Origin of the sequence: Hyalangium ruber, from assembly GCF_034259325.1 — a bacterium.
GTDB lineage: Bacteria > Myxococcota > Myxococcia > Myxococcales > Myxococcaceae > Hyalangium_A > Hyalangium_A rubrum.
In genome coordinates this window covers 185,733-209,536 of sequence record NZ_JAXIVS010000008.1, presented here as the reverse complement: position 1 = coordinate 209,536, position 23,804 = coordinate 185,733, and the positions used below count along the sequence as shown (strand labels likewise).

21 protein-coding genes and 1 tRNA gene are annotated in these 23,804 nt (G+C 69.1%); 8 read left to right on the top strand and 14 right to left on the bottom strand.

Features of this window, described 5'->3' with window-relative positions; all coding sequences use genetic code 11:
• Position 1: 1 nt before the first annotated feature.
• Entirely contained in the window at positions 2-223 is a 222-nt protein-coding gene (locus SYV04_RS23980) for a hypothetical protein (protein ID WP_321548371.1), read from the bottom strand.
• Between the two features lie 131 nt (positions 224-354).
• Between SYV04_RS23980 and SYV04_RS23975 the strand changes: the two genes are divergently transcribed.
• From SYV04_RS23975 to SYV04_RS23965, 3 genes are all read left to right on the top strand, one after another.
• A complete protein-coding gene (locus SYV04_RS23975; protein WP_321548194.1) occupies positions 355-2,343 on the top strand; it encodes a serine/threonine protein kinase in 1,989 nt (662 codons plus the stop codon).
• A 44-nt stretch (positions 2,344-2,387) separates the two neighbouring features.
• Entirely contained in the window at positions 2,388-3,305 is a 918-nt protein-coding gene (locus SYV04_RS23970; RefSeq protein WP_321548193.1) for a DUF2381 family protein, read from the top strand.
• A 245-nt stretch (positions 3,306-3,550) separates the two neighbouring features.
• Positions 3,551-3,805: a hypothetical protein gene (locus SYV04_RS23965; protein WP_321548192.1), complete on the top strand. Its 255-nt coding sequence runs from the start codon at positions 3,551-3,553 to the stop codon at positions 3,803-3,805.
• Positions 3,806-3,991: 186 nt separating this feature from the next.
• Here SYV04_RS23965 and SYV04_RS23960 read toward each other — a convergent pair.
• The 4 genes from SYV04_RS23960 to SYV04_RS23945 form a co-directional block, all read right to left on the bottom strand.
• Positions 3,992-4,066, bottom strand: a tRNA-Gly gene (locus SYV04_RS23960).
• 73 nt (positions 4,067-4,139) lie between these two features.
• Positions 4,140-4,820, bottom strand: coding sequence for a CDP-diacylglycerol--glycerol-3-phosphate 3-phosphatidyltransferase (gene pgsA, locus SYV04_RS23955; RefSeq protein ID WP_321548191.1), 681 nt, complete (start codon positions 4,818-4,820; stop codon positions 4,140-4,142).
• A 9-nt stretch (positions 4,821-4,829) separates the two neighbouring features.
• Positions 4,830-6,992, bottom strand: coding sequence for a tetratricopeptide repeat protein (locus tag SYV04_RS23950; protein WP_321548190.1), 2,163 nt, complete (start codon positions 6,990-6,992; stop codon positions 4,830-4,832).
• Positions 6,952-7,632, bottom strand: a complete 681-nt coding sequence (locus SYV04_RS23945; protein WP_321548189.1) for a transglycosylase SLT domain-containing protein — start codon at positions 7,630-7,632, stop codon at positions 6,952-6,954. The genes SYV04_RS23950 and SYV04_RS23945 overlap by 41 nt, the downstream gene beginning before the upstream one ends.
• An 85-nt stretch (positions 7,633-7,717) precedes the next feature.
• Here SYV04_RS23945 and nadB point away from each other — a divergent pair, with 85 nt between their 5' ends.
• From nadB to SYV04_RS23930, 3 genes are read left to right on the top strand one after another with little or no spacing between them, the layout of a single operon-like run.
• Positions 7,718-9,307 (top strand): L-aspartate oxidase, encoded by a 1,590-nt coding sequence (gene nadB / locus SYV04_RS23940; RefSeq protein WP_321548188.1) that lies wholly within the window; start codon positions 7,718-7,720, stop codon positions 9,305-9,307.
• Between the two features lie 6 nt (positions 9,308-9,313).
• Entirely contained in the window at positions 9,314-10,051 is a 738-nt protein-coding gene (locus SYV04_RS23935) for a rhomboid family intramembrane serine protease (protein ID WP_321548187.1), read from the top strand.
• A 1-nt stretch (position 10,052) separates the two neighbouring features.
• Positions 10,053-10,646 (top strand): LOG family protein, encoded by a 594-nt coding sequence (locus SYV04_RS23930; RefSeq protein WP_321548186.1) that lies wholly within the window; start codon positions 10,053-10,055, stop codon positions 10,644-10,646.
• Positions 10,647-10,653: 7 nt separating this feature from the next.
• Here the strand turns inward: SYV04_RS23930 and SYV04_RS23925 are convergent, their stop codons facing one another.
• From SYV04_RS23925 to SYV04_RS23885, 9 genes are all read right to left on the bottom strand, one after another.
• Entirely contained in the window at positions 10,654-11,283 is a 630-nt protein-coding gene (locus SYV04_RS23925) for a hypothetical protein (protein WP_321548185.1), read from the bottom strand.
• Entirely contained in the window at positions 11,280-11,846 is a 567-nt protein-coding gene (gene pyrE / locus SYV04_RS23920) for an orotate phosphoribosyltransferase (RefSeq protein ID WP_321548184.1), read from the bottom strand. Before pyrE ends, SYV04_RS23925 begins: the two co-directional genes overlap by 4 nt.
• Positions 11,847-12,719: a ParB/Srx family N-terminal domain-containing protein gene (locus SYV04_RS23915; protein ID WP_321548183.1), complete on the bottom strand. Its 873-nt coding sequence runs from the start codon at positions 12,717-12,719 to the stop codon at positions 11,847-11,849.
• 177 nt (positions 12,720-12,896) lie between these two features.
• Positions 12,897-13,538 (bottom strand): bactofilin family protein, encoded by a 642-nt coding sequence (locus tag SYV04_RS23910; RefSeq protein ID WP_321548182.1) that lies wholly within the window; start codon positions 13,536-13,538, stop codon positions 12,897-12,899.
• Positions 13,539-13,541: 3 nt separating this feature from the next.
• The gene (locus tag SYV04_RS23905; RefSeq protein WP_002620136.1) at positions 13,542-13,865 is read right to left on the bottom strand and encodes a bactofilin family protein; all 324 of its coding nucleotides are present in this window, start codon (positions 13,863-13,865) and stop codon (positions 13,542-13,544) included.
• 54 nt (positions 13,866-13,919) lie between these two features.
• On the bottom strand, positions 13,920-14,261 hold the full coding sequence (gene bacN, locus SYV04_RS23900; RefSeq protein ID WP_321548181.1) for a bactofilin BacN: 342 nt from the start codon (positions 14,259-14,261) through the stop codon (positions 13,920-13,922).
• A 48-nt stretch (positions 14,262-14,309) separates the two neighbouring features.
• Complete coding sequence (locus SYV04_RS23895) at positions 14,310-15,146, bottom strand: alpha/beta hydrolase (protein WP_321548180.1); 837 nt, start codon at positions 15,144-15,146, stop codon at positions 14,310-14,312.
• Positions 15,147-15,161: 15 nt separating this feature from the next.
• Entirely contained in the window at positions 15,162-17,051 is a 1,890-nt protein-coding gene (locus SYV04_RS23890) for a tetratricopeptide repeat protein (RefSeq protein ID WP_321548179.1), read from the bottom strand.
• A gap of 30 nt (positions 17,052-17,081) precedes the next feature.
• Positions 17,082-19,577, bottom strand: coding sequence for an ATP-binding protein (locus SYV04_RS23885; RefSeq protein ID WP_321548368.1), 2,496 nt, complete (start codon positions 19,575-19,577; stop codon positions 17,082-17,084).
• Between the two features lie 192 nt (positions 19,578-19,769).
• On the opposite strand from SYV04_RS23885, the gene SYV04_RS23880 reads away from it, so the two are divergent.
• Together SYV04_RS23880 and SYV04_RS23875 are read left to right on the top strand one after the other, a co-directional pair.
• Entirely contained in the window at positions 19,770-22,034 is a 2,265-nt protein-coding gene (locus SYV04_RS23880) for an OmpA family protein (protein WP_321548178.1), read from the top strand.
• 37 nt (positions 22,035-22,071) lie between these two features.
• Complete coding sequence (locus tag SYV04_RS23875) at positions 22,072-23,667, top strand: hypothetical protein (protein ID WP_321548177.1); 1,596 nt, start codon at positions 22,072-22,074, stop codon at positions 23,665-23,667.
• The last annotated feature ends 137 nt before the right edge of the window (positions 23,668-23,804 follow it).

Below are 23,804 nucleotides of genomic sequence, written 5' to 3'. Positions count from 1 at the left end.
GCTACCGAGCATCCAGACGTTCCTGGGCATGTGCCATGTCCTCGAAGCGGATCCGCGTGTGCTCCTGGGGCTCATGAGCCCAGGCAGTGCGCCAGGGCCGCAGCAGACGCCCGAGGATCCACCCCATCTCCGGCGACTCACGCGCCTTGCACGTGAACTCGAAGAGGCCGAAGTCATCGCCCTCCAGGGAGTCGCCAAGGTCATGCTGGCGGGCCGTAGACACCCCAGAACATAGAGAACGAGAGCGGGCCTTCACCCTGGAGCTTTGTTGCGCCGGGCATCTTCAGGGGCGCAGGATGCCGTAAGTTGGACACGGCTCACGCTATCCCGTGAGTCAGGAGGCAGGATGAACCCATGGAGCACCCGTCATTTCGACTCCCCTCCGTCGGGACCATGGTCGGTGACTACCGCATCGTTGGCCTCATCGGAGACGGCGGGCAGGGCCATGTGTATCGCGCTGAAGCATTCGGACGGGTCTACGCACTGAAGTTCCTGGATCCGGGACTCGATCAGTTCGGCGAAATCGAGGCGCAGATCCTCCTGGCGCTCAAGAAGCTTCAGCATCCTGGGGTGGTGCGCTTCATCGCGTGTGGCAGGTGGCCGGACCCAGACCACGGGCTCTTCTACGTCGTCATGGAATTCGTGGAGGGGCTGACGCTCTACGACTACGTGATGATCCACAACCCTTCGGCGCGCAAGGTCGGCGAGTTGGTGCTCTCCCTCGGCCGCACCCTGATCGCAGTCCAAGAAGCCGGCGTGCTCCATCGGGATGTGAAGCGGGAGAACATCATGGTCCGGCTGCCAGGTGAGGAGCCGGTGGTGCTCGACTTCGGGCTCGGGACGCTGACGGGGGCCAGGTCGAACTCGGGGCTCGGTCAGCTCACCGGCACCCTGGAGTACCTCAGCCCAGAAGCCTGGAAACACGCGAGGGACGAAGAGGAGCGCTACAGACCCACGGCCAAGGACGAGCAGTGGGCGCTGGGGGTGACCTTCTACTGGCTGCTGACGGACCGGCTTCCCTTTGGTGTGCGCGAAGATCCCCTCATGACGCGACGGGTGCTCCGGGAAACTCCCAAGGCGCCTCACGTCATCAACCCCCGCGCACCGCCCGAGCTCGGGGCCATCTGCATGAGACTGCTGGAGAAGAACCCAGAGGACCGCTATGCAGACTTGAAGGAGATGTGCGGGGAGCTGCGCCGGGTGCTGGAAACACCTGTGGGTGTGGCAACATGGGATGCGCCACTCGGCCATCCCGACGCGCCCGAGTGCCGAACGACCGATATCGACGCGACGGTCCTGGCCGAGCACGGAATCGACCTGGCACTCCTGAAGGTCAGGCCCCCTCGGCGCGGGCGAGTGATCAAGCTGCCCGAGTACATGGCACCAGCGCCGCCCCTCGTGCCTCCACGGGAGCCCCTGCCACTTCCGAAGGCCGAGGACGCAGCACCAGCCCCAGGAGCCGCCGCGGTGGCAGTGGTCGTTCCAGAGCCGCTGCCGGTCGAAGTGCCATCCAGCCCGGTAGGATGGAGGCAGAGGGTCTTGTGGGCCTTCCAGACGTCCGCCCGTCGGGCTGCCTCCTGGACGATGATGCTGGCACTGGGACTCATCATGGTGCCCCATTCGGTGGGTGGCCCGCCTCTCCACACGGTGGAGGCTCCCGTCCGCCTCGACATGCCTGCACCCTGGCCAGAAGGGCTCCAACCCAACGGGGAAGTCGGCTCCTTCGCACCCTGGCAGGTAGGCTCCTCGGTCCAAAAACTGGAGATTCCGCTGCAAGCGCCCGAATCTGGGTCGGACGCGGCCTCAACCTCCGCGTCCGTCGTTGAGGCGACGCTTCCCAAGGACGAGCCAGACGTGAAGAACGCGCTGAAGAAGATCAGGAAATGTGTCGGGGTGTGCTGCGTCGCGGGCGCTATCGGGTGTGTGAGCAATACCACGGTGGTTCGGTCTCCTCCCCCCCCCCGGCCCGGGCCGTGCCCCGACAGGGTGGTCCAGGAGATGTATAAGTGGGGGATCACGGTCCCTGAGTCCTTCGAAGTCCAATGGCCCGGGACGAAACTCGGAGAGGACGTTGCTGTCCGCGAGGGAGTGGTGAAGCTCAGAGGAAGATCCCGGACCGACCGACCCAAGTTCCGCGAGGGCGTGTTTGAAGGCAAGCTCTTCTTCGGGCCGGACAGGGTCTATGGCAACTTCACGAAGGTCACGACGCCTGAGGGTGACGAGATCGCCATCTGCGCGGAGTTCATCGGCCCCAGGGGTGAGAGCGGCGAGCCCATGAACGAGCCTTCCTCTGGGGAGTCCGCTGTGATTCACAGCGGCCCTGTCATCCGAGTCTACTTCTAGCCCCGTCTGAAAGCTCAGACGTAGCCGCGAGTTGAGGCTACCCGATGTCCCTCCTCTCTTCAGTTGGGCTCACACTGGTTCTTCTGACAAGCCCTGTTCAGACGGACACTCCGAGCTTTGCTGAATGCGAAGCGGCGGCGCCCCGCGTTGACCTCCTGCCCGAGACAACCGGGGCGCCTTCCTTGGCGTGCGTCAGCGGCGGCCTCGTGACGGTTTTCAGCTTCAGCACGAACATCGCACGCGACCTGGTAGCGCTCCAGGGGCGTGAGCGGTTCGAGAGCTTCGAGATCGCAGGCCGCATGATAGTGCTCAAACCCAAGAGGAACCTCATGCCAGGGGAACGGTTCCTGATGACCGTCCCCTTCCTTGATGGCGGGGCACCTGCGAGTGCGACATTTCTCTTGATCGCGCACCCGGCCCTCGCGACACGCCAGATCGACGTCTTTCGTCACGCGCGTCCTGTCGAGGCGTATCAGCAGGAGGCTCGAGAGGTCCGGGCTGAGAACGCACAACTACGAAGCCGCGTGAAGCAGTTGGAAAGCCAAGCGCTCACGAAGGGCGGGCTGGCTGGACTCCTTGCCAACGGCATCCTTGGCGAAGATGGTGTCAAAGCCGAGAGGCTACGCCACCTGAAAGGTACGCACGGCAATGCACTGGAGGTCCATCAGTGTCTGAGCCTTCGCGCCGTCGACAGCAATCGGGTGGCGCTGTCACTCAGCCTCTCCCAGCCACAGCCGCGGGAGTGGAGCATCAAAGAGATCTTCCTGGCGGATGGCCACGGCGGGGTTTTCAAGCCCATGACCTGGCTTGGGGAGGGACCGCTTCCCCCAGGCAATGTCCCACAATCCGTGATCTTGGAGTGGCAGCTCAAGGGCAGCGAGGTCGCGCGCTCTTTCACCCTCGTGGTGGTCGGCAACGATGGCCGGACCGTTCGAGTGGGCAGGATCGTATTCCCGCAGTAACGATCTGCGCCGCGTGCATCCAGAAGCGCGGTTCGGGCGTTGGCTCCCTCGGGGATCGAAGCCGCCCCACTTGCTTGGGTATAAGTACGTGGCGAGCGCTCTACGGCCCGCTGGCGCCTGGCCATCCCGACCAGGTGTCTTCCTCCAACCTCAACAAAGAGCACATCGCGAGCGAGAGGCGCATGGGCACTCAGTTCATGCGTCCTCACGCCCGAGGCGCGTCTCAGCCTCTGAAGGAGGACAACATGCCTCACAACATCCACAGCATGGTCTATGCAGGGAAGGAGCCCTGGCATGGACTGGGAACGCCGCTGCCGCGCAACGCGGACTACGACTCCATCGTGGAGGCCGCCGGCTTCTACACGGCCATCGAGCTGAAGACGGTGGTCTCCCGGACCTGTACCCGCACTGGCCTCGCCCGGCGGCTCGGGTGGCACGATCTCCGGAACAGCTTCGCGTCCCATCTCGTCATGCGCGGAGTGGCGCTCAAGGCCGTCTAGGAGCTGCTCGGCCACTCCACCATCGACATGACCATGCGCTACGCGCACCTGAGCCCGGACATGAAGCGGGACGCCATGCACGTGCTCGACACGCCGAGCCCCGCCAGGGGAACATACGGGGCACATGAAGCCTGAAACGCCAGCGGCCGGAACCCTTGGAGGAGTTCCGGCCGCCGGACTTCATTCTGGAGCGGGAAAAGGGATTTGAACCCTCGACCCTCGCCTTGGCAAGGCGATGCTCTACCGCTGAGCTATTCCCGCGTCTGTTGCCTCTCGCCGCTGCGTCGCCGCACCGTCGAAGCGAGGGCGGATATACCGACCTGCTCCGAGCACGTCAAGCATTCTGTGTGTCGGTTCCGCCTCCTCGCCTGGCCAGCATGGCGAGGAACGCTCGGAAGTACACCACCGCGCTCCACACCGAGAACGCCCCCGACAGGTACACCAACACCTTGCCCACCAGGTTGTAGTCCACCGTCACCACCCGGAACCCCAAGTCCAACGGATGCACGTAGTGAACGCAGAGTGAAATCACCCCCACCAGCTGCAGGCTGGTCTTCCACTTGCCCTCCTGCCCCGCCGCGATGACCATGCCCTCGCTCGCCGCGATGGTCCTCAGGCCGCTGACAATCAGCTCCCGCGCCAGCAGCACGATCACCACCCAGGCCGCGATCCGCCCCAGCCGCACCATCATCACCAGCGCCGCCATGACGATGAGCTTGTCGGCCAGTGGGTCCATGAACTTGCCCACCACCGTGATGAGGTTCCACTTGCGCGCCAGGTACCCGTCCACCACGTCCGTGATGGCCGCCACCGCGAACACCACCCCCGCCATCAACGAGTAGAACGGATCCGCGTCGTACGTGAACCACACGAACACCGGAATCAGCAGGATCCGCCCCAGCGTCAGCATGTTGGGGAGGTTCCAGAACTCCTGGACGAGGACGCTCTGCTTGCGCCCCGCGCGCCGCTTCGCCCGCTCCTCCTTCTTCCGCTGCTTCCTGGTGGCTCGGTCCATGCCCCCGTTCTAGCGGACTGGCAGGCTCATGAGGGCAAATCCTTCGCCGCTCAGCTCCACTCCTGTCTTCAGGATCTCACCTGCGGGCCCCCACAGCAGCGAAACCACCCGTGGCGTCAGGTTCCCCTGCCAGCCCACCAGGTGCGTCAGCGGCACCGTCACCGGCGCCTCCATCCCCACCGGCAGCGAGCGCAACGGCCCCGTCAGGCACAAGAGCACCTTCCCGTTCCCCCGCAGGTGGACCAGGTCCAGGTCCGGCGCCACGTCCGAGGGCACCCGGCCGTTCTCGAACATCACCGGCTCCTCGAACGCGAACACGCACTCGTCCCGGAAGTACGCCGACTCCTCGCCCAGATCCACCACGTGGAAGGCCCGGCGCTCCGCCGGCTCGATGAAGAGCATGCCCCGGCCGCTGGCCCGCACCATCCGCAGGCCCTCGTCGCCGAACGGCTTGTCGGTCGTGCGGCCCCGGAAGCGCTTCATCTCCGGCTGGAAGGAGAGCTGACCGGAGAAGGCCACCAGTCCCTCCAGCCGCGTGAGCAGCTCCCCGTCCACCACCGCGGAGAAGCCTCCCGCGCCCACCGTGAAGCGGCTCGTGGGGTTGGCCCCCTCCAGCATGATCGTGGGCGCCAGCTCTCCAAGGGGAGGCGACGCCCCTTCCTGCGGCAGGTTGCTCTCCGGCAGTGCCAGCGAGGCGGATTGCGGCGGGAAGACCGCATTGAACACCGCGGGGATAGCAGCCGGAGTCTCGCCCTCCCCCGCTTCCATGGGCGCAGGGGCCTCCTCGGGCGCAGCCTCTGCCTGAAACCCGGCGGCGGGTTCGCTAGGGGCCAGCACGGCCGAAGCTTCCGGGTAGTACGCCGCCTCCGGAGCCGGCTCCACCGGTACCTCGGGCGGAGCAGCCTCGGCGGAAGCCTGCTCATGGAAGTAAGGCGCCTCGGGCGGAGGGGCCTCGGCAGGAGCCTGCTCCGGGTAGTAGGGCGCCTCGGGAGCCGCCTCCACCGGCGCCTCGAGCGGAGGGGCCTGCTCGTGCTGAGCCATGGCGGCCAGGTCTTCCGGATCCTCGGGCTCCGCCGTCAGCACCGGCATCCCGTCCTCGGAGACCTCCTCCACCGGCAGGACCGGGAGGTTCTCCTCTGAGTACGGGGGTGCCGCCGCGGCTTCCACCGGCGCGGGGACGGGGACCTCCTCCACGGTGATGGAAAGCTCCTCGGCTGGAGCAGCCGGAGGGGCGGTCACCACCATCACCGGGCCCTCGGCGCCGGACAGCGCAGCCTCGGCGGCAGGGGACTCCATCCCCCCCGTGCTCATCTCGGAGACGACCTCGGGCTCCGCCTCCATCAGGGGCTGCTCGGCTGGAGCCGGGGCCTGCGTCTGCGCGCTGTCGTCGAGCCCGAACTGCGCGCCCCAGTCATCCTCGGCGGGCGGAGGCGCCTGGCGCGGCTCGGGAGCACGCACCGACGGCGGCAGTGGCGGAGGCGTCGGCGCCACCGGCTCGGCCGCGTGGACCTGCTCCTGCTGCGAGGGCGCCTCCTCCACCATGTCGAGGGTCGGCTCCGAGTCCGCTCGCGGCGACTCCGGCACCGGCTCCCCACCCTGCTCGCGCACCACCTCGGCGCCCTCGAGCTCCGAGAAGCCTCGCGCCCGGGCCGGCTGCACCGGCGCCGGTCGGCTGAAGCCGTCGCCCGCGATGGCTCGCGACATCTTCTCCGCCATCGCGTCACTGCCCGACTTGATGAAGTGCTCGCGCGCCCGGCCGTACTCGCCCGCCTGCGCCAGCGCCAGCCCCAGGTAGTTGTGCGCCTTCTGGTGGTCCGGCGACAGGTCCACCGCCACCTCGAACTCGCGCACCGCGCGCTGCAGCGCGTTCGTCTTCAGGTACACCAGCCCCAGGTTGATCCGCAGCGTCGGATCCACCGGGTTCTCGCGCACCAACATCTCGTAGAGCTCCGCCGCGCGGTCGAACATCCCCAGCTTGAAGTACGTCAGCCCAAGGAGGTTCTGCCCCTTCTCGTTCCGGGGCTGCATCTTGTGGGCGCGCTCGAGGACGTCCTTGGCCTCGATCACCTTGCCCGCAGCCAGCAGCTCACCCCCACGATAGAGGTGCTGCAAAAACTCGTCGTCAACGGGGCTATTCTGCGACTCCTGCCCCGTCGCTCGCGTCGTCGCCATCGGCATTCGCTTCGCGGGGCTCGTTCCGGGCGAGCCGCTCGCGCTCTTTGTAGTGGTAGTAGAGCTGGAGGACCTTGCGCACGTACTCCTGCGTCTCGGCGTACGGCGGCACGTTGCCTCCGTACTTGCGCACCGCATCGGGGCCCGCGTTGTACGCGGCGATCATCTTCACCATGTCCCCGTTGAACGTGTTGGCGAGCACCCGCAGGTAGCGCACGCCCCCTTCGATGTTCTCCTTCTCGTCGAAGATGTCCTTTACGTACATCTCCGCCGCCGTCGGGGGCATCAGCTGCATCAGCCCGCAGGCCCCCTTGGGAGACACGGCGTTGGGATTGAAGTTGCTCTCCGCCTGCATGATGGCGCGCACCAGGCTGGCGGGGATCTTGTAGCGCGTGGCGGCCGTGGTGATGTGCGGCTCCAGGTCCGCCGGAGCGCTCGCCCGGCCCCGCACCGGCGCCGAGGGCGCCTGCGAGGTGGTGAAGGTGCCCTTGAGCTTCTTGGCCCGCTTGCTGCCCGGCGGCGCCACGTTCGTATAGATGATCGTCCCGTCCTTCTCCACGTAGCGATAGATGCCCTCGGAGGCGAAGGCCCCCAGGGGAAGCATCAACAAGGCAAGCAGGAGAGCGGGACTCAGGCGCATTGGCCCGCAAACCTTAGACCCGTGCCGGAAAGTCCTCAAGAAAACGCCTTGTTTCCAGCACTTACAGCCGTTAAGGCTGTCCACCATGCCGCAGCGCTTCGACTTCCTCGTCCTGGGTGGTGGTGTCGCGGGTCTCTCGTTCGCCCTCCAGGCGGCCCGGCATGGCTCCGTCGCGGTGCTCACCAAGCGTGAGCGCTACGAGAGCAACACCCAGTACGCCCAGGGGGGCATCGCCAGCGTGCTGGCCCCCACCGACACCTTCGAGGCCCACGTCCAGGACACCCTGGTGGCCGGCAACGAGCTCAACCACCAGGATGCGGTGGAGGTCACGGTCCGCGAGGGGCCCGACCGCATCCGCGAGCTCGTCGCGCTCGGCGCCGAGTTCAACCGGGCCAGCACCGGCGACTTCGACCTGACGCGCGAGGGAGGCCACTCCGCCCGGCGCATCATCCACGCGGGCGACATCACGGGCCGCGAGGTGCAGCGGGCCTTGTTGGCCGCGTGTGATGCGCAGAAGAACATCACCTTCTTCCAGCACACCGCCGCCATCGATCTCATCCTGGACCGACGCCAGGCGCCGGGTCGAGCCAGCCGCTGCGTGGGCATCTACGCCCTCAACGAGCACGGCCACATCGACACGTTCCTGGCCAAGGTGACGGTGCTGGCCACCGGCGGCGCGGGCAAGGTGTACCTCTATACCTCCAACCCGGACGTGGCGACGGGCGACGGGGTGGCCATGGCCTACCGGGCCGGCGCGCAGATCGCCAACATGGAGTTCTACCAGTTCCACCCCACCTGCCTGTACCACCCGGAGGCCAAGAGCTTCTTGATCAGCGAGGCGCTGCGCGGTGAGGGCGGCAAGCTGCGCCTGCGCGGTGGGCAGACCTTCATGGAGCGCTACCACCCGCTGGGCGCCCTGGCCCCTCGCGACGTGGTGGCCCGCGCTATCGACGCGGAGCTCAAGCGCACCGGCGATGACTGCGTCTACCTGGACATGACGCACCTGGGCCGCGCCTTCGTCACCGAGCGCTTCCCCAACATCTACGCCACCTGCAAGGCCTTCAACATCGACATGGCCGTGCAGCCCATCCCCGTGGTTCCCGCGGCCCACTACATGTGCGGCGGCGTGGTGACCGACCTGCAGGGCCGCACCACCGTGCCCGGCCTCTACGCCATCGGCGAGGTGGCCCACACCGGGCTGCACGGCGCCAACCGGCTGGCCTCCAACTCGCTGCTCGAGGGGCTCGTCTTCGGCCACCGCGCCGCCCAGGCCACCGCCGAGGAGGCACGCGCCCTGCCTCCGCTCCCGCAGGACCCGCCCGACTGGGACCCGGGCAGCGCGGTGGACTCGGACGAGAGCGTCGTCGTCACCCACAACTGGGACGAGATCCGCCGCCTCATGTGGAACTACGTCGGCATCGTCCGCACGGACAAGCGGCTGATGCGAGCCCGGCGCCGGCTGGACCTCCTGCGCGAGGAGATCCGCGACTACTACTGGCGCTTCAAGGTGACCCGGGACGTCATCGAGTTGCGCAACATCGCCGACGTGGCCCACCTCATCGTCGACTGCGCCAGCCGCCGCAAGGAGAGTCGCGGCCTGCACTTCACCCTCGACTACCCCAACACCGACGACCACCACTGGAAGCGCGACACTGTCGTCTCGCGCGAGCTCTGAGGCCCGATGGCCCGCCAGCCCCGCATCCTCGACGAGCCCTCCCCTCCTCCCCAGCCGGGGCAGACTCCCCCGGGTCCGCGGCAACGCGTGCCCTGGGTGGGCTGGACAATCATCCTGAGCTGCGTGGCCATGGCCTTCCTGGCCAAGGGCCTGCCCCTGGTCTCGTCCGATCCGGAGGCCATCGAGCTGGCTCAGGCCGGCCACCCCCTCGCGCTCTACGGGCCGCTCGTCCAGCGCGGCGAGTACTGGCGAATGCTCACCTGCGCCTTCGAGCACGGCGGGCCGCTGCACCTGCTCTTCAACATGTCGGTGGTCTACACGCTCGGCTTCATGCTGGAGCGCGCCATCGGCAGCTGGCGCTTCCTGGGCTTGAGCGTCGTCACCTGTCTGGGCTCGTCCGCCTTCGCCCTCTTCTTCAACTTCAACGAGTTCACCGTCGGCGCCTCGGGGATGATCCTCGGGTGGGCGGGGGCCATGGTCCCCATCGCCACACGCCAGGGCCGCAAGGAGCTGGGCTTCTGGCTGGTGCAGATCGCCGTCATCAGCGCGCTGCCCTCCATCCTGGACCTGCCGATCTCCATCAGTTGGGCAGGGCACCTGGGCGGCTTCCTCTTCGGCCTGCCCTGTGGCATTGCCCTGCGCCTGGGAGGCCCCGTCTACAAGCGGGCGCTGCCCCTCATCCTCTTCATCACCGCCGTGGTGGCGATGTTCGCGGCACACCCCGAACGGCGGGGAGGCTTCTGACATGGACCTTCAGACAGTGTGCGTCTTCTGCGGCTCGCGGCCCGGCGCCCGGCCCGAGTTCCTCGCCGCCGCCCAGGCGCTCGGCGCGGAGCTGGCTCGCCGCCGCATCACGCTCATCTATGGCGGGGCCAGCGTTGGGCTGATGGGGGCCCTGGCGGATGCCACCCTCGCCGGTGGTGGGCGGGCGGTGGGCGTGCTGCCCTTCAGCCTTCAGGAGCGCGAGCTCGGCCACTCCGGCCTCCACGAGCTGCACCTGGTCAACTCCATGCACGAGCGCAAGGCGCTCATGGCCAAGCGCGCGGATGCCTTCATCGCCATGCCCGGCGGCTTCGGCACCTTCGACGAGCTGTTCGAGATCCTCACCTGGGGCCAGCTCGGCTTGCACCAGAAGCCCATCGGCCTGCTGAACGTGGGCGGCTACTTCGAGCCCCTGCAGGCCATGGTCCGCCGCGGCGTGGAGGATGGCTTCATCCCCCCGGCCCAAGCCGAGCCCTTCGCCGTGAGCGCCTCGGCGGGCGAGCTGCTGGACCGGCTCCAGGCCGGCCCGACGATGCAGGTGACGGAGAAGTGGATCCGCCGCACCGAGGAGACGTGAGCCTCCTCTAGCGCGCGTGGACCCGAAGCTCCGAGTGCCCCAGCGTGGAGGCCAGCCGCAGGTGTATGTGCGTGGCGCTCTCGGGGATGACGGGTGCGCCGTTGGGCAGCACCTTGGGGAAGCGCACCCGGTAGCCCACCCAGAACACCCCCAGGTACGGGTACGTGGCCCGCAAGTTCAGGTCCGCCCGGCCCACCCGGGTGATGCTCAGCGGCTCTACCTCCACCGAGGGCGTCAGCATCACCACGCGCCAGATGGAGTCCTTCTGGTCGAAGTCATCGAAGCGGTAGTCGTTGACGTGGACGCCCAGGAAGAACTCGTGGAACTGCTCCGCCTCGGCGCGCTCCTTGGCGAGCAGCTCCTCCACGCGCGACTTGGGCAGCAGCTGGAACTGCGCCTGCCGCTGCACGCGCGCCTCGCGGAACGCCACCGTCTGGAACGAGGCGCCCGCGAACAGGCGCGTGTCGAAGCCGTCGTAGATCTCCCCGCGGTCCGAGTAGCGCTCGAAGATGTCCTGGTACACCTTCTCGGCCCGACGGTCCGTGAGCTGCGGCGCCGGATCGCCGATGGTGGGAGGCGTGTTGGTGCAGCCGGCGAGCACGCCCAGCAGCGCCGCGACAGGGAGCACCTTCTTCACGGGATGAAGTCCTTACGGGTGAAGAGCGTGAAGAGCCGATGGCCAGAAGCCTCGACCGCCTCGCGCCCGCCCTCGAGCCGGTCCACCAGCGCGAACGCGCCGAGCACCTTCAGGCCCTCGGCATGCGCTCGCTCGATGGCCTTGAGCGTGGAAGCTCCCGTCGTCACCACGTCCTCGACGATGGCCACCGGCGCGTGCTGCCCCAGCGCCGCCAGGCCTTCGATCCACTGGCCCGTGCCGTGCCCCTTGGGCTCCTTGCGGACGATGAAGGCCTCCAGCGGCGTGCCCGCCAGGTAGCTGGTGAGGCTCACCGCCGAGGCGATGGGGTCCGCCCCCAGCGTCAGCCCGCCCACGCCCACCGCCAGCGGCGCCTCCCGGGTGATGACATCCACCAGCAGCCGGCCAATGAGGAAGTGCCCCTCGGCCAGCAGCGCCGTGCGCTTGCAGTCGATGTAGAAGTCCGACTCCTTGCCGGAGGAGAGCACCACCTTGCGCCGCTCGAAGGAGCGCTCGGTGAGCAGCTCCAGCAGCCGGGTCCTGTCCCGCGCCAGCGCGCTGTTCATCTACAGGCCCTCCAGGTAGGCGACCAGCTCGGCCGAGTACCGCAGCTGCATCAGCAGCTCCGCCCGGCGCGACTCGTCCAGCGAGGTGAACACGTCTGCCAGCAGGGACAGGTCCTGGTTGAGGGCGCCCAGCCGCTGCGCCGCGTCCGCGGCCAGCTCGTCCGCGTCGACCTCCTCCTCCATCGACTCGGGCGCCAGCGAGTCCTCCGTCGCCAGCGCCTTCTCCAGCATGTCGCGCGCCGCGGCGCTCAGGCGCCCCTGGCTCTCGAGCTGATCGCGCTTGGCCTCCAGCTCCTCGCGATCCACCGGCGTGGCGTGAATCGCCGCCGCCAGCGCCATCAACAGCGCGTCCTCGTCCGACAGCCCCGCGTGGACACGCGCCTGCACCCGGTCCCGCTTCAGGAAGCGCAGCGCCGCCAGCCGCCGGAAGCCGCAGATGATCTGGTAGCGCTCCTCGCCCAGCGGCCGCACGTCCACCGGGAAGAGCTGCCCCAGTCGCGCCACGTCCGTCGCCAGCTGAGAAACCTCCCCAGGCGGGCGAATCCGGAAGGTGGCGTCCTCGTCCACCTGCTCCAGCGGAATGAAGGCCAGCGACACCTGGCCGAACGAGCGCGGCTCCGGCTCCACCGCGGCCTCCTCCCCGACGCTCTCGGGCAGCATGGGCACCGCGGCCTCGGCGGCTCCGGGCTCGGCGGCTGCCTCGCCCCCGCCTCCCTCGCTCCCTCCACCCTCGTTCCCGGCAGGGCCTTCGCTCGCGGCGGCCCCCTGCTCCGGGCTCGCGGGCGCGCCCTCGCCCTGGGCGTTCGCCGATGGAGATTCCTCCGGCGTGCCCGGCTTCCCGTCCTCTCCGTCCACCCTGTTCTCGGCGTCCATCGGCACCCCTGGCTCGGTCCGGCGCCCTGCCTCGCACGTCACCGTGGCGGCATGGCGGTGGCTCGCTCTATGCCACCGGACACGGTTTGGCCACCACCGTCACCCCACCCTCTCCCCTATGAGAGAGGGCGTTCACGTTTCGCGGCGGACAGGTGGGCCTCTCCCTTGTCCGGGCGCTTAGCGGGCCTTCTTCTTCACGACCACCTTCTTCTTGGCGCCTGCTCCCACCACTGGCGGAACGGGCGCGCTCACCTCGGTCTTCGGCGCGGCCGAGGCCCCCGCGCCACCCGCGGCGGCGGGAGGAGGCGGCGGCAGCGGCTTGGCGGCGGGCCGGGCGGCCGGCGGCGGCGGCGTGGGACGTGCCACCGTCGTCGGACGCGCGGGAGGCGTCATCGGACGCGTCGGCGCGGCGCTCGGACGCACCGTGGGACGGGTCACCGCAGGGCGCGAGACGGGCACTCGGCCCGGCTCCACCTCGCCCATGTCCACCCGGCCGCGGAAGCTCGCCCCGTCCACGATGATGACGCGCGGGGCGCGGATGTCGCCCACCATGCGCCCGTCGCGGGTCAGCTCCACGCTCTCGGTGGCGTTGATGTTGCCCACCACCACGCCGCTCACGATGGCGTTGCGCACCGCCACGTTCGCCTTCACCACGCCCGTGGTCTCGACGATGAGGGTCTTGCTGAGCGTCAGCTCCCCCTCCACCCGGCCGCGCACGGTCAGGTCCTCGTCACCCGTCAGCTTGCCGCTGATGAGGATGGACGGGCCCACCACGGTATTGTCACCGGCTCCGCCGGCCAGCTCCTTCGCCGTGGCCACGCGTCACCGCTCCTTCTGGTCCATGTCGACGTTGCCCTTGAACGAGGCGCCGTCGGCAATGAGGATGCGCGGGGCCTTGATGTCGCCCACCACGCGGCAGTCCGTCTTCAGCTCCACCTTGTCGCTGGCGACGATGTTGCCCGTCACCCGGCCGGCGATCTCCACGTTCTGCGTCTCGATGTCCGCCTCGACGACGCCGCTGCCCTCCACGTAGAGGCTCTCCTTGAGGGAGATCTTCCCCTTCACCGTGCCCTGGATGACCAGGTCCTCGTCGCCGGAGATCTCTCCGTCAATGACGATGCTCGAACCAATGACCGTATTCGCCATGAGTGTTGCGCCCCTCTCGAAGGGTTGTATTCGCTCGTCCCGCGACGGCGGGGACTAGATGTCGTCTGGCAGCTTCACTTCCATCTCGATGGAGCCGTTGAACACCGCCCCATCCTCGATGATGACGCGAGGGGCCTTGATGTCCCCGGCCACCTTCGCCGATGCGTTGATGGACACACGCGTCGAGGCGTCGATGTTGCCGCTCGCCTCGCCGTTGATCGTCAACTCCTCGGCGCGGATGTCCGCCTGGACCTTGCCCGTGCTCTCGATGGTGAGGTGGTTCTTCAGGGCGATCTGCCCCTCCACCCGACCCTCGATGACGAGGTCTCCGCCGCCCGTGAGGCTGCCCTTGATGACGATGCCCTTGCCGATGATGCCCGTTTCGCCCTGTGCCATGCGGTGACCCTCGGAAGCGCCGACCGTGAAGATTGCGCCCTGATTATGTCAGAGATGCGCGGAGATCCAGCCGGAGATGTCCCGGAACACCTCCGCGCGCCCCAGCTCGTTGAGCGGCTCGTGCCGCATGCCGGGATACTCCTTGAACTTCTTGTCCGATGAACCCAGCGCCTCGAAGAAGAAGCGGGCCGCCACCGGCGCGGCCACCCCGTCGTCCGATCCGCAGAAGATGAAAATGGGTGCTGTCACCCGAATGGCCATGGCCATGGCCTCGGCCTGGGCCTGGGTGGATTCGATGAACCAGCGCGGGGTGACGGTACGGATGTAGAGCGGGTCCTCGCGCGTGGCCTGCTGCACGTCGGTGTCCCGCGTGAGGTCCTCGATCTTCAGCTCGGTGGCGATGGGGAGCCACGGCACCACCTTGCCCACCACGCGCGCGGCCAGCACCTTGGCCGCCGGAGGGGTGATGGCCAGCTTGAAGTACGGGGCCGACAGCACCACCCCGGCCAGGCCCTCCATGCCGCGCGAGGCCAGCAGGTGGACCGCCATCAGCGCCCCGTGGCTGTGGGCCAGCAGGAAGACCTTCTGCCCTCCGGCCGCCTTGCGCACCCGCTCCCAGAAGAGGGCCAGGTCCTCCATATAATCGGGCCACTTGTCGCAGTAGCCCCGGCGCCCGTCGGCCCGGCCATGGCCCCGATAGTCGAAGCCGTGGACGGCGAAGCCCTCGGCCAGCAGGGACTCGGTAACAGGCCTGTAGCGACCTACGTGGTCGCCGTAGCCATGCACCACCGCCACGTGAGCACGCGGGGCTTCCGGGAGATCCGATGTCCAAAAGAGCCGGAGGTGGTCCTTCGCGGTGAAGAAGCCCTCGTCGTGGCGCGCCATATCGAGGCCGGGAACTTAGCGGCCCGCTGGCCTCGTGGACAGCATCTTCAGCTTCCGCTCGAGCTGGGAGCGCTGCTGGGGTGGGTCAGCCACCTCGGGATCCAGCGCCAGCACCTCCAGGGCCCGGCGCCAGGTGGCCGCCGCCTCGGCGCTCCGGGAGGCCCGCTGGTAGGCATCCCCCAGGTGCTCGAGGATGACGGGCTCGTCCGGCTCGAGCTGCGAGGCCCGCTCCAGCGCCTCCACCGCCCGTTGATATTCGCCACGCTGGAAGTACACCCAGCCCAGAGAGTCCAGGAAGGCCCCCGTGTCCGGCCGCAGCGCCAGCGCGCGCAACACCAGCCGCTCCGCCTCGGCCAGCTCCTTGCCCCTCTGGGCCAGCACGTAGCCCATGAAGTTCAGCGCCGCGGCGTGGTCCCGGTTGAGCTCCAGCACCCGGCGCATCTGCGCCAGGGAGCGGTCCACCTCGCCCTGCTGCTCGTAGGCAGTGCCCAGCGCGTAGAGCAGCCCCTCGTCCCGGGGCTTCTGGGCCACGGCCTCGCGCAGCAGCGCCACCCCTTCCGCCGAGCGCCCCTGCCGCTGCAGGCTGGCCGCCAGCGCCTCGTACAGCTCGGGCGAGCGGCTCTTGTCCAGCGCCTCCTTCAACACGGCCTCCGCCCGGTCCGGTGCGCCCGAACGCTCGAGCGCCCGGGCGTACTGCACCCACAGACCCACGTCGTCCGCATGGTCCTCGGCGGCGGCCTGGAAGAGGGCCAGCGCATGGGCGTGCTCCCCCGCCCGGGAGAGGCACCCCGCGCGGCGCACGCGCACCTCGTCGAAGAGCTCGGAGGACTCGGGCACCTCCGCGAAGGCCGCAGCGGCCTCGGCGTAGTGGCGCCGCCGCTCATGCACCAGCCCGGCGTAATAGGAGATGCGGGGCTCGCTCGGCTTCCCCCTGCGGGCCATGTCCAGCACCTCCGCCGCGGAGGATGTCTCGCGCGAGGCGAGGAAGGCGAAGGCCACCCGCACCGTCAGCTCCGGATCGTGGGTGAGCGAGAGCAGCCGATCGAAGTACGCCCGCGCCCGCGTGGCGCTTCCGAGCTTGAGGGCGATGCGGCCCGCCGACAGCAGCACCTCGCGGTTGTCCGGATCCCGCTCCAGCGCGCGAGACAAGGCCTCCTCGGCCTCGGCGGAGCGCCCGCCGGTCTCGTACAGCCGCGCCAGCGTCACCCACGCCTCCACATCCCCCGGGTCCCGCTCCACGGCGTGCGTGAGCATCCGCTCCGCGCGAACCCGGTCCCCCCGCTCCGCCAGGGCCAGGCCCAGGCGCCGGTAACCCGAGGCCTCTCCCGGCAGCGCCGCGCCCAGCTCCTCCACCACCTTCACCGCCTCCTCGGGCGAGCGGGTCTCCAGGTAGAGCTGGGCCAGGACGAGGTACGCCTCGGGCTCGTTCGGCCGCAACATCACCGCACGGCGCAGGTGCATCCGGGCGCTGGCCGTGCGCTTGGCCTCCAGCAGCACGCGCCCGAGCATGACGTGGGCCGGGTAGTAGCGGGGCGAGCGCTCCACCGCCTTGCGCAGCTCGGCCTCCGCCTTGGCCAGCTCCCCCAGGCGCGCATACTCCTCGCCGAGCTGGGTGAGCAGGTAGGGGTTGCCGTCATCCGTGGCGAGCGCCAGCCGCAGCTCGTCCACCGCGGAGCGGTGCTCTCCGGTGTGGTGCAGCCGCCGGGCCTGGAGGAAGTGCGCGTAGCTGGCGGGCGAGGAGAAGTCTTCCACCTCATCCCCCGCGACGATGGCCTCGCGCATCGCCTCCCGGTCCACCTTGGGCCGGCGAGACGGCGCACCGAAGGCGGACAGGCCCACCAGGCTCACGAGGCCCAGCAGCGGCACGGCTCGAATGGCACGAAGGGAGCGCACGCGGACTCTCATTCTAGCGCGTGCGCGCGCGGGGTGCAGGCCCTAGCCCTGCACGGGGGCGCCCAGGCGATCGAGGATGCGGTCCACCGCATCGCTGTCCTGGCTCACATCCGCGATGGCGTGCTGGAAGGAGATACCCGAGGCTGCCTGCAGCTCCGGCAGCAGGCGCTGGATGACGGAGCGCGCCGACTCCACGTTGCACTCGGGCAGCATGAGGGTGAGCACGCCCGAGCCCATGTGGGCCACGGCGTCCAGCGTCCGCAGCCGCTTGCGCATGACGTCGCCCGCGCCCCTCGGCATGTCCGCCAGTGGACGCTCCGGCCGCAGCACGGCCACGCTCAGGGGCCGGTGGTAGCGGCGGCTCTTGGAGACCTCTACCTCCAGCTTCGCCAGCAGGGTGCGCTTGTCGTACAGGTTGGTGCCCGGATCGTTGCCCGTGCGCAGCATCACCGGGGCCGGAGGGGGGCTCGGCAGCTCACCGCGCGGCTCGGGCGTGGGCGACTTGAGCGCACGCTCGGTGCGGTTGAGCAGCTCCATCGCGTTGAAGGGCTTGCTCATGTAGTCCACGGCGCCCAGGTTGAGCGCGCGTACCTTCTCAGCCACGCCCTGGTGCGCCGACAAGAGGATGATGGGGATGTGCGCCGTGTCCGTGGAGGACTTGAGCGCCACCGTGGCCTCCAGGCCGTCCAGCTTGGGCAGGAACACGTCCATCACCACCAGATCCGGCCGCATGTTGCGCGCCTTGGCCACGCCCTCCTGGCCGTCGCGCGCCACGTCCACCCGGTAGCGCGAGCGAAGCACCTCCGCCAGCACCGCGGCGATCTCCGCCTCGTCCTCCACCACCAGCACGCGCGGCTGCTGCTGCTCCTGCTTCTCCTGCGGCTTCTTCTTCAGCGCGTCCTGCGCCATCGGCAGGGTGAACACGAAGGTACAGCCGCCCTCCGGAGGGCTCTCCGCCCAGATCTCCCCGCCGTGCAGCTCGACGAACTCCTTGCAGATGGCCAGCCCCAGCCCCGTGCCCTTGGGCCCGTGGCGGTAGCGGTCGAACACCAGGTGCAGCTCGTCCTGCGGGATGCCCGCGCCGTCGTCCTGCACGGTGATCTTCACCGCGTCCCCGTCCGGCCGGGTCAACCGCAGGGCGCGTACCACCACCGTGCCCGCGGCCTTGGCGTGGTGGATGGCGTTGGTGATGAGGTTCTGCAGCACCTCGTGCAGCTTCACCTCGTCGCCAATCAGCATCAGGCTCTCGGAAGCCTCGGCGCGCACCACCACGCCCTTCTCCCCGGCCAGGATGTTCAGCTCGCTGGTGCTCTCGCGGCACAGCTGTGCCACGTCCAGCTTGCGCGGCTCGATGGCCAGCCGCGCCGCCTCGCCCTTGCCCTTCTCCAGCAGCGACTCGACCAGGCCGAGGATCTTCCGGCCCTGGCGGATCATCGCCTCGATGGACTGCTTCTGCTCGACGGTGACGGAGCCCTCCAGGAGCAACCGGCCGTGGCCCAGCAGCACCTGGAGCGGGGCGCGCAGGTCATGGCTGCACACCGCGATGATCTCGTCCTTGAGCCGGTTGAGCTCCTTGAGGCGGCGGTTGGCGTCCGACAGCTCCTTGTAGCGCTCGACGTAGGCCAGCTCCAGGTCCTCGCGCTTGCGCTTGAGGGCATGGTGCAGCCGCGCGTTGCGGATGGAGTTGGCCAGCACGCCGGCCACCGCTTGAGCGAACTCCTGCTCGTCGCGACCGAACGTAGTGCCTACTCGCGAGTGGCGCAGGAAGAGCGCGCCCAACAGCTCGTCCTGGCAGACGAGCGGCTGGACGAGGATGGAGTGAACCCCAAGCGGCAGGATGTTGGGCCGGACCTCGGCCATGATCGGATCGTTCTCCGCCCGCTCGATGTGAACCGGCTGGCGCGTCTCCAGCGCGCGGCGCAGCTCCGGGTAGCGCGCGATCTCGATCTCGAGCCGCACGAGCGACGGATCCTCCTGCGTCGCCACCACCGTGCCGATGGGCGCCTCCGCGCCGTCCACCAGCACCACCGAGCAGCGGTCCGAGCCGGTGACGCGGCCGACCTTGTCCACCGCGATGCGCAGCATCTCCTCCAGCTCGAGCGAGCTGGTGGTCGCCTGGGTGATCTCCAGGAGCATCCCCATCCGCAGGCGGGTGCGCTCCTCGCTCTCGCGCAGGCGCCCCGCGCGCAGCACCGCCTCCAGCCTCGGCACCATCTCCTCGGTGCCACGGATGAAGCCGTCCACCTCCAGCTTCTTCACCGCCTCGGAGGAAGAGCGCGAGCGCGACACGTCCGCCAGCACCGGCACGTGGCGCAGCTGCTCGATGTTGCGCAGGCCCTCCAACATCTCCGCCGCCCGCTTGGTCGCCGCCGCCAGCAGGATGACCTCGGGCTGCAGGCTGACGACCAGAGGCGGCACGCCGTCCACGTCCTCGGCCATGGCGCACTCGAAGCCACTCTCCGCGAGACGCGAGAGCAGGGCCTCACTGGCCGTACGCGCACCGATCACCAGGACACGACCGCGCAGCTCCGGCGACATCGCGACTCTCAAGGCGCTCCTCGACAGGTGGGGACTCAAACCGTCCCCTCAAAAGAATGGACCCTGGCCGCTCCGTGCCCGAGTCATGGAATCATTATCATGCCGTTGAACCGGGCAGTGGACCAGCGGGCCCGTGAAAGCCAGCCGTCCCAGGAATTGAGAGGGGAGAAGCGAGGCGTATACTCGCCCGCCGTGCGTCCTTCGCGAACCTTCCCGCCGCTCGCCTGCCTGCGTGCCTCCTTGCTGACGGCGGTCCTCGCCACGAGCCTCGCTCACGCTCAGGCTCCCAACGAGTGGAATACCTTTCCGCCCAGTTCCCCACCCTCCTCTTCCACGCCAGCCACTCCGGCCCCCACCCCTGAGAAGCAGCCGGACGCGCAGCCGCCTCCCGCGTCCGCCGCTCCCGTGCCGGCCGCTCCCACGCCCGCCGCTGACGCTCCTTCGAAGCCGGCCGCCGAACCTGCCGCCGCCCCGCCGCCCACGCCGGCCGCGACGCCTCCCGCCGCCACCGCGAAGCCGGAGCCGACCCCGACGAAGCCCGCCGAGCCGGAGCCCGCCGTCGTCTCCACGCAGGAGCGCTTCCTTCCGGGCAGCGAGCCGCACAGCCCCTCCACCCTGGGCAACCCGTGGAATGATCGGAAGAACCTGCGCCACACCTCGGGCATGGTGGGCGGCGTAGGGCTCTTGCGCGTGGCGGGCTCGGATCCGGGCCCCCGTGGACTGCTGCGCTTCTCCGCCACGGGCGAGTACTTCGCCAACTCCAACTTCCCCGTGCAGGACGCGGAGAACACGCGCACCTCCGGTACCTTCGCGCTCTCCTACGTGCCGCTCGAGTTCCTCGAGGTCTTCGGCGCCTACACCGTCTCGGCGAACACCAACTCGCGCTCCTCGCCCAACCTGATCCAGGCCCTGGGGGACATCTCCCTGGGCGCGCGAGGCTCGCGCCAGTGGGCCCCCGGCTTCCGGGCCGGCGCCGAGCTGCGCGTCATGTCCTTCTCCGGCGTGGGCAACCAGGACGTCGACCGGTATGCCTTCGGCTTCGCCCCGCGCGTGCTCGCCACCTATGACGTGCGCGAGTTCAACGAGAAGGTGCCGCTGCGCGCCCACGCCAACCTCGGGCTGATCTTCGACGGCACGGGCGATCTGGTGAACAGCACCCGCCTGAACGCGGCCGAGGAGTACGCGCTCAACGTCAACCGCTACAACCGCCTCGGCCTGGGGCTCGGGGTGGAGGCGCCGCTGACGGCGGTGACGCCGTTCCTCGAGTTCAACCTGGCCTACCCGCTGGGCACGGAGAGCGGAGGGCTGGTGTCGCCCGATGGGCGGCTCGTGTCCGCGGCCAGCGCGGCGCAGAAGACGCTGGGCCTGGGCGCCAAGGTCACCGCTCTGCGCGACATCACCTTCACCGTGGGCGCCGAGTTCGGCCTCACCCGCACGGTGGGCCTGGGCGTGCCGGCCACCCCACCCTTCAACCTGTTCTTCGGCGCCTCCTATACGGTGGATCTGCTCCAGCGCGGCACCACCACGAAGATCGTCGAGACGGTGCGCGAGCGGAAGGTGGACGGCCCCGCGGCGCTCCAGACGGGACAGGTCTCCGGCGTGGTGGTGGACGCCCAGACGCGCAAGCCCCTGGCGGGCGTGCTGGTGACGGTGCCTGGCGCCGGGCTGCCGCCGGTGGCGACGGATCCCGCGACCGGGCGCTTCCTCACCCACGCGCTGCCCGCGGGCGGCGTGCGCCTGGCCATCCAGAAGGAGGGCTACAAGCTCGTGGAGCAGGACGCCACGCTCACGGCGGGGCAGACGACCACGGTGGAGGTGGCCATGGAGGCCGTGGCCAAACCGGCCGCCTTCGCCTTCTCCACCACCTCCAAGAAGAAGCCGGTGGCGGCCACCCTGCGGCTGAAGGGCGCCAAGGAGCAGGAACTCACCCTCTCCGAGTCTTCCACCGCGCCCACGAAGGTGGAGGTGCCCGCCGGCAGCTACGTGGTGAACGTCCTCGCGCCGGGCTACCTGGCGCAGACGCGAGCGGTTCAGGTGGCCGAGGGCGCCACGCAGGAGCTGGCCTTCGAGCTGGAGCCCGAGCCGAAGAAGAAGCTGGTGGAGGTGAAGGAGAACAAGCTGGAGCTGCTCCAGCCCGTCCAGTTCAGCCCCGGCAAGACGGTCATCCTCGCTGACAGCTACCCGCTGCTGGCCCAGGTGGTGGACGCCATCGTGCGCAACGATCTCCAGCGCCTGCGCATCGAGGGCCACACGGACAATCAGGGCAACCCGGAGCTCAACCTCCAACTGTCCAAGGAACGGGCGCAGGCGGTGGCCACCTACCTCACCCAGGCGGGCATCGACGCATCGCGTCTGGAGGTCGTGGGACACGGCGACACGAAGCCCATCGCCCCCAACCTCACGCCCCGAGGCCGAGAGCTCAACCGGCGCGTGGAGTTCTTCATCCTCGAGCGGTGATGCCGCCAGGGCGGCTCGCGCGGTAGAGTCGGGGGCCATGAAGGACTCCAACCGCCTGGCGCCCTCGCGCGCCGCCCTGCTCGTCGTACCGCTCCTGGCTCTCTCCTGTGGTGGGGAGACGAAGCCGCCCATCAAGGATCCGCCCCAGGCGGTCCTGTCGGTGCCCCAGCCCAACACCGTGGGCCAGAAGCTCACGGTGCAGGTGAGCGCCACCGGCTGCGATCAGATCCAGACCCTGGCGATCTACGACCAGGAGACCCAGCTCAAGACCGTGGCCTACAGCGGCAGCGGCACCGTCACGGTGGATCTGCAGCAAAACGAGATCCCGTACACGCGGGGCATCGCCGCGCTGCTGTCACTCAAGGCCCGGGTGATCTGTACGGACGGGCGGCAGAACGACTCCCAGCCGCAGCCGGCCACCTTCTTCCCCGTGGCGGAGGTGATCGAACCCGCCGCCGGCAGCGGGCTGCAGGTGGTGCCCGACTACTTCGTCGCCGAGGGCTCGGGCGGCTCGGTGAACTTCATCGGGTGCGGCAACGATGTGTTCGGCGCGCCCTTCCTCTTCCGCGTCACCAAGACGGGCCCGGCCATCTCGCAGATCTCCAAGGCCATGCCCCGCGGGTATGTCTGCACCAGCGCCACGTCGATCAGCGGCCTGGACCCCTCCTCGCGCAAGCGCTGGCTGTGGACCCCCAACGTGGGCGCCTTCGCGTTCGACGAGCAGCTGAACATCACCGGCAGGACGGCGGTGAAGCTGGACCTGCTCTCGGTGGGCCCTGGCGGTGACGCGCTCGTCTATGACGCGTCGAGGCTGTACCGCATGAGCCACGAGGACCCGAACGGAGTGCCCAAGTGGGCCTACGCGACCCGGGGCTCCATGATCGCCGCGGCGCTGCCGCGCAATGACGGACGGGTGATGGTGCCCAGCGTCACCAGCGACAACACGCCGGGCAATGACACGGCCATCGTCGTGTCGCTCGTGGACTACGGAGACCAGAACCCCAACACGGGCGGCCTGGAGACGCAGACCTATCTCATGACGCGGCTCACGGCGGCGGAGCTCGCGGCGGACATCGTGCCCCCGGCGACCTTCAACGCGGACGGCTCGCTGCTGTACCTGGCGCTGCCGGGCGCGAACAACCTGACGCAGGTGATCGCGTGCGCCACCCAGGGCAATGGCTGCGAGGGCACGGCGCAGCGCTGGGCCAGCCAGTACCTGCCGGGACAGGTGGTGGCGACGGTGCCGTTCGCCAATGGCAGCCGGCTGGCGGCCATCGCGCCCCAGAAGGTGTGGATCCTCAACGCGAGCAACGGGGCGATCATGAACAAGGACCAGGCCCCGCTCAGCCCCGAGGGCGCGCTGCTCATCCTCCAGGTGCAGCCGGGGGCCGGCAACTTCCCGCAGGCCTTCTATCTGCTCGCCGGCCCGATACCGCAGGATGGCCTGCCGGCGCCGCAGCCGCTGGAGATCATCGGCACGGACACGGCCGAGAAGGGCGAGCTGTTCCGCTACCAGGTCAACGCCGGGAGCATCGCGTCGGCGGTGGACAGCGCCGGTGCGCTCTGGCTGCGCATCGGCGCCAACCTGGTGCGCCCGCTTACGCCGTCCGAGTACCGGCAGGTGCGGCCGTAGGCGCCTCCGCATAGAAAACGCAGGAAACCCCGGAGCTCGGGCGCGGGAGAACGTCCGCCAGGACGCTCGCGCCCCTCCCGGGCAATGACTCGCGGCGCACGCTTCGACTAGAACGCGCTCCCTCCCCGTTACCGGAA

Bases quoted from the DNA above. Each gene is read 5' to 3' on its own strand.
- SYV04_RS23975 (WP_321548194.1), top strand. From the start codon at position 355: ATGGAGCACCCGTCATTTCGACTCCCCTCCGTCGGGACCATGGTCGGT.
- SYV04_RS23970 (WP_321548193.1), top strand. From the start codon at position 2,388: ATGTCCCTCCTCTCTTCAGTTGGGCTCACACTGGTTCTTCTGACAAGC.
- SYV04_RS23965 (WP_321548192.1), top strand. From the start codon at position 3,551: ATGCCTCACAACATCCACAGCATGGTCTATGCAGGGAAGGAGCCCTGG.
- pgsA (WP_321548191.1), bottom strand. From the start codon at position 4,820: ATGGACCGAGCCACCAGGAAGCAGCGGAAGAAGGAGGAGCGGGCGAAG.
- SYV04_RS23950 (WP_321548190.1), bottom strand. From the start codon at position 6,992: ATGGCGACGACGCGAGCGACGGGGCAGGAGTCGCAGAATAGCCCCGTT.
- SYV04_RS23945 (WP_321548189.1), bottom strand. From the start codon at position 7,632: ATGCGCCTGAGTCCCGCTCTCCTGCTTGCCTTGTTGATGCTTCCCCTG.
- nadB (WP_321548188.1), top strand. From the start codon at position 7,718: ATGCCGCAGCGCTTCGACTTCCTCGTCCTGGGTGGTGGTGTCGCGGGT.
- SYV04_RS23935 (WP_321548187.1), top strand. From the start codon at position 9,314: ATGGCCCGCCAGCCCCGCATCCTCGACGAGCCCTCCCCTCCTCCCCAG.
- SYV04_RS23930 (WP_321548186.1), top strand. From the start codon at position 10,053: ATGGACCTTCAGACAGTGTGCGTCTTCTGCGGCTCGCGGCCCGGCGCC.
- pyrE (WP_321548184.1), bottom strand. From the start codon at position 11,846: ATGAACAGCGCGCTGGCGCGGGACAGGACCCGGCTGCTGGAGCTGCTC.
- SYV04_RS23915 (WP_321548183.1), bottom strand. From the start codon at position 12,719: ATGGACGCCGAGAACAGGGTGGACGGAGAGGACGGGAAGCCGGGCACG.
- SYV04_RS23905 (WP_002620136.1), bottom strand. From the start codon at position 13,865: ATGGCGAATACGGTCATTGGTTCGAGCATCGTCATTGACGGAGAGATC.
- bacN (WP_321548181.1), bottom strand. From the start codon at position 14,261: ATGGCACAGGGCGAAACGGGCATCATCGGCAAGGGCATCGTCATCAAG.
- SYV04_RS23895 (WP_321548180.1), bottom strand. From the start codon at position 15,146: ATGGCGCGCCACGACGAGGGCTTCTTCACCGCGAAGGACCACCTCCGG.
- SYV04_RS23890 (WP_321548179.1), bottom strand. From the start codon at position 17,051: ATGAGAGTCCGCGTGCGCTCCCTTCGTGCCATTCGAGCCGTGCCGCTG.
- SYV04_RS23885 (WP_321548368.1), bottom strand. From the start codon at position 19,577: ATGTCGCCGGAGCTGCGCGGTCGTGTCCTGGTGATCGGTGCGCGTACG.
- SYV04_RS23875 (WP_321548177.1), top strand. From the start codon at position 22,072: ATGAAGGACTCCAACCGCCTGGCGCCCTCGCGCGCCGCCCTGCTCGTC.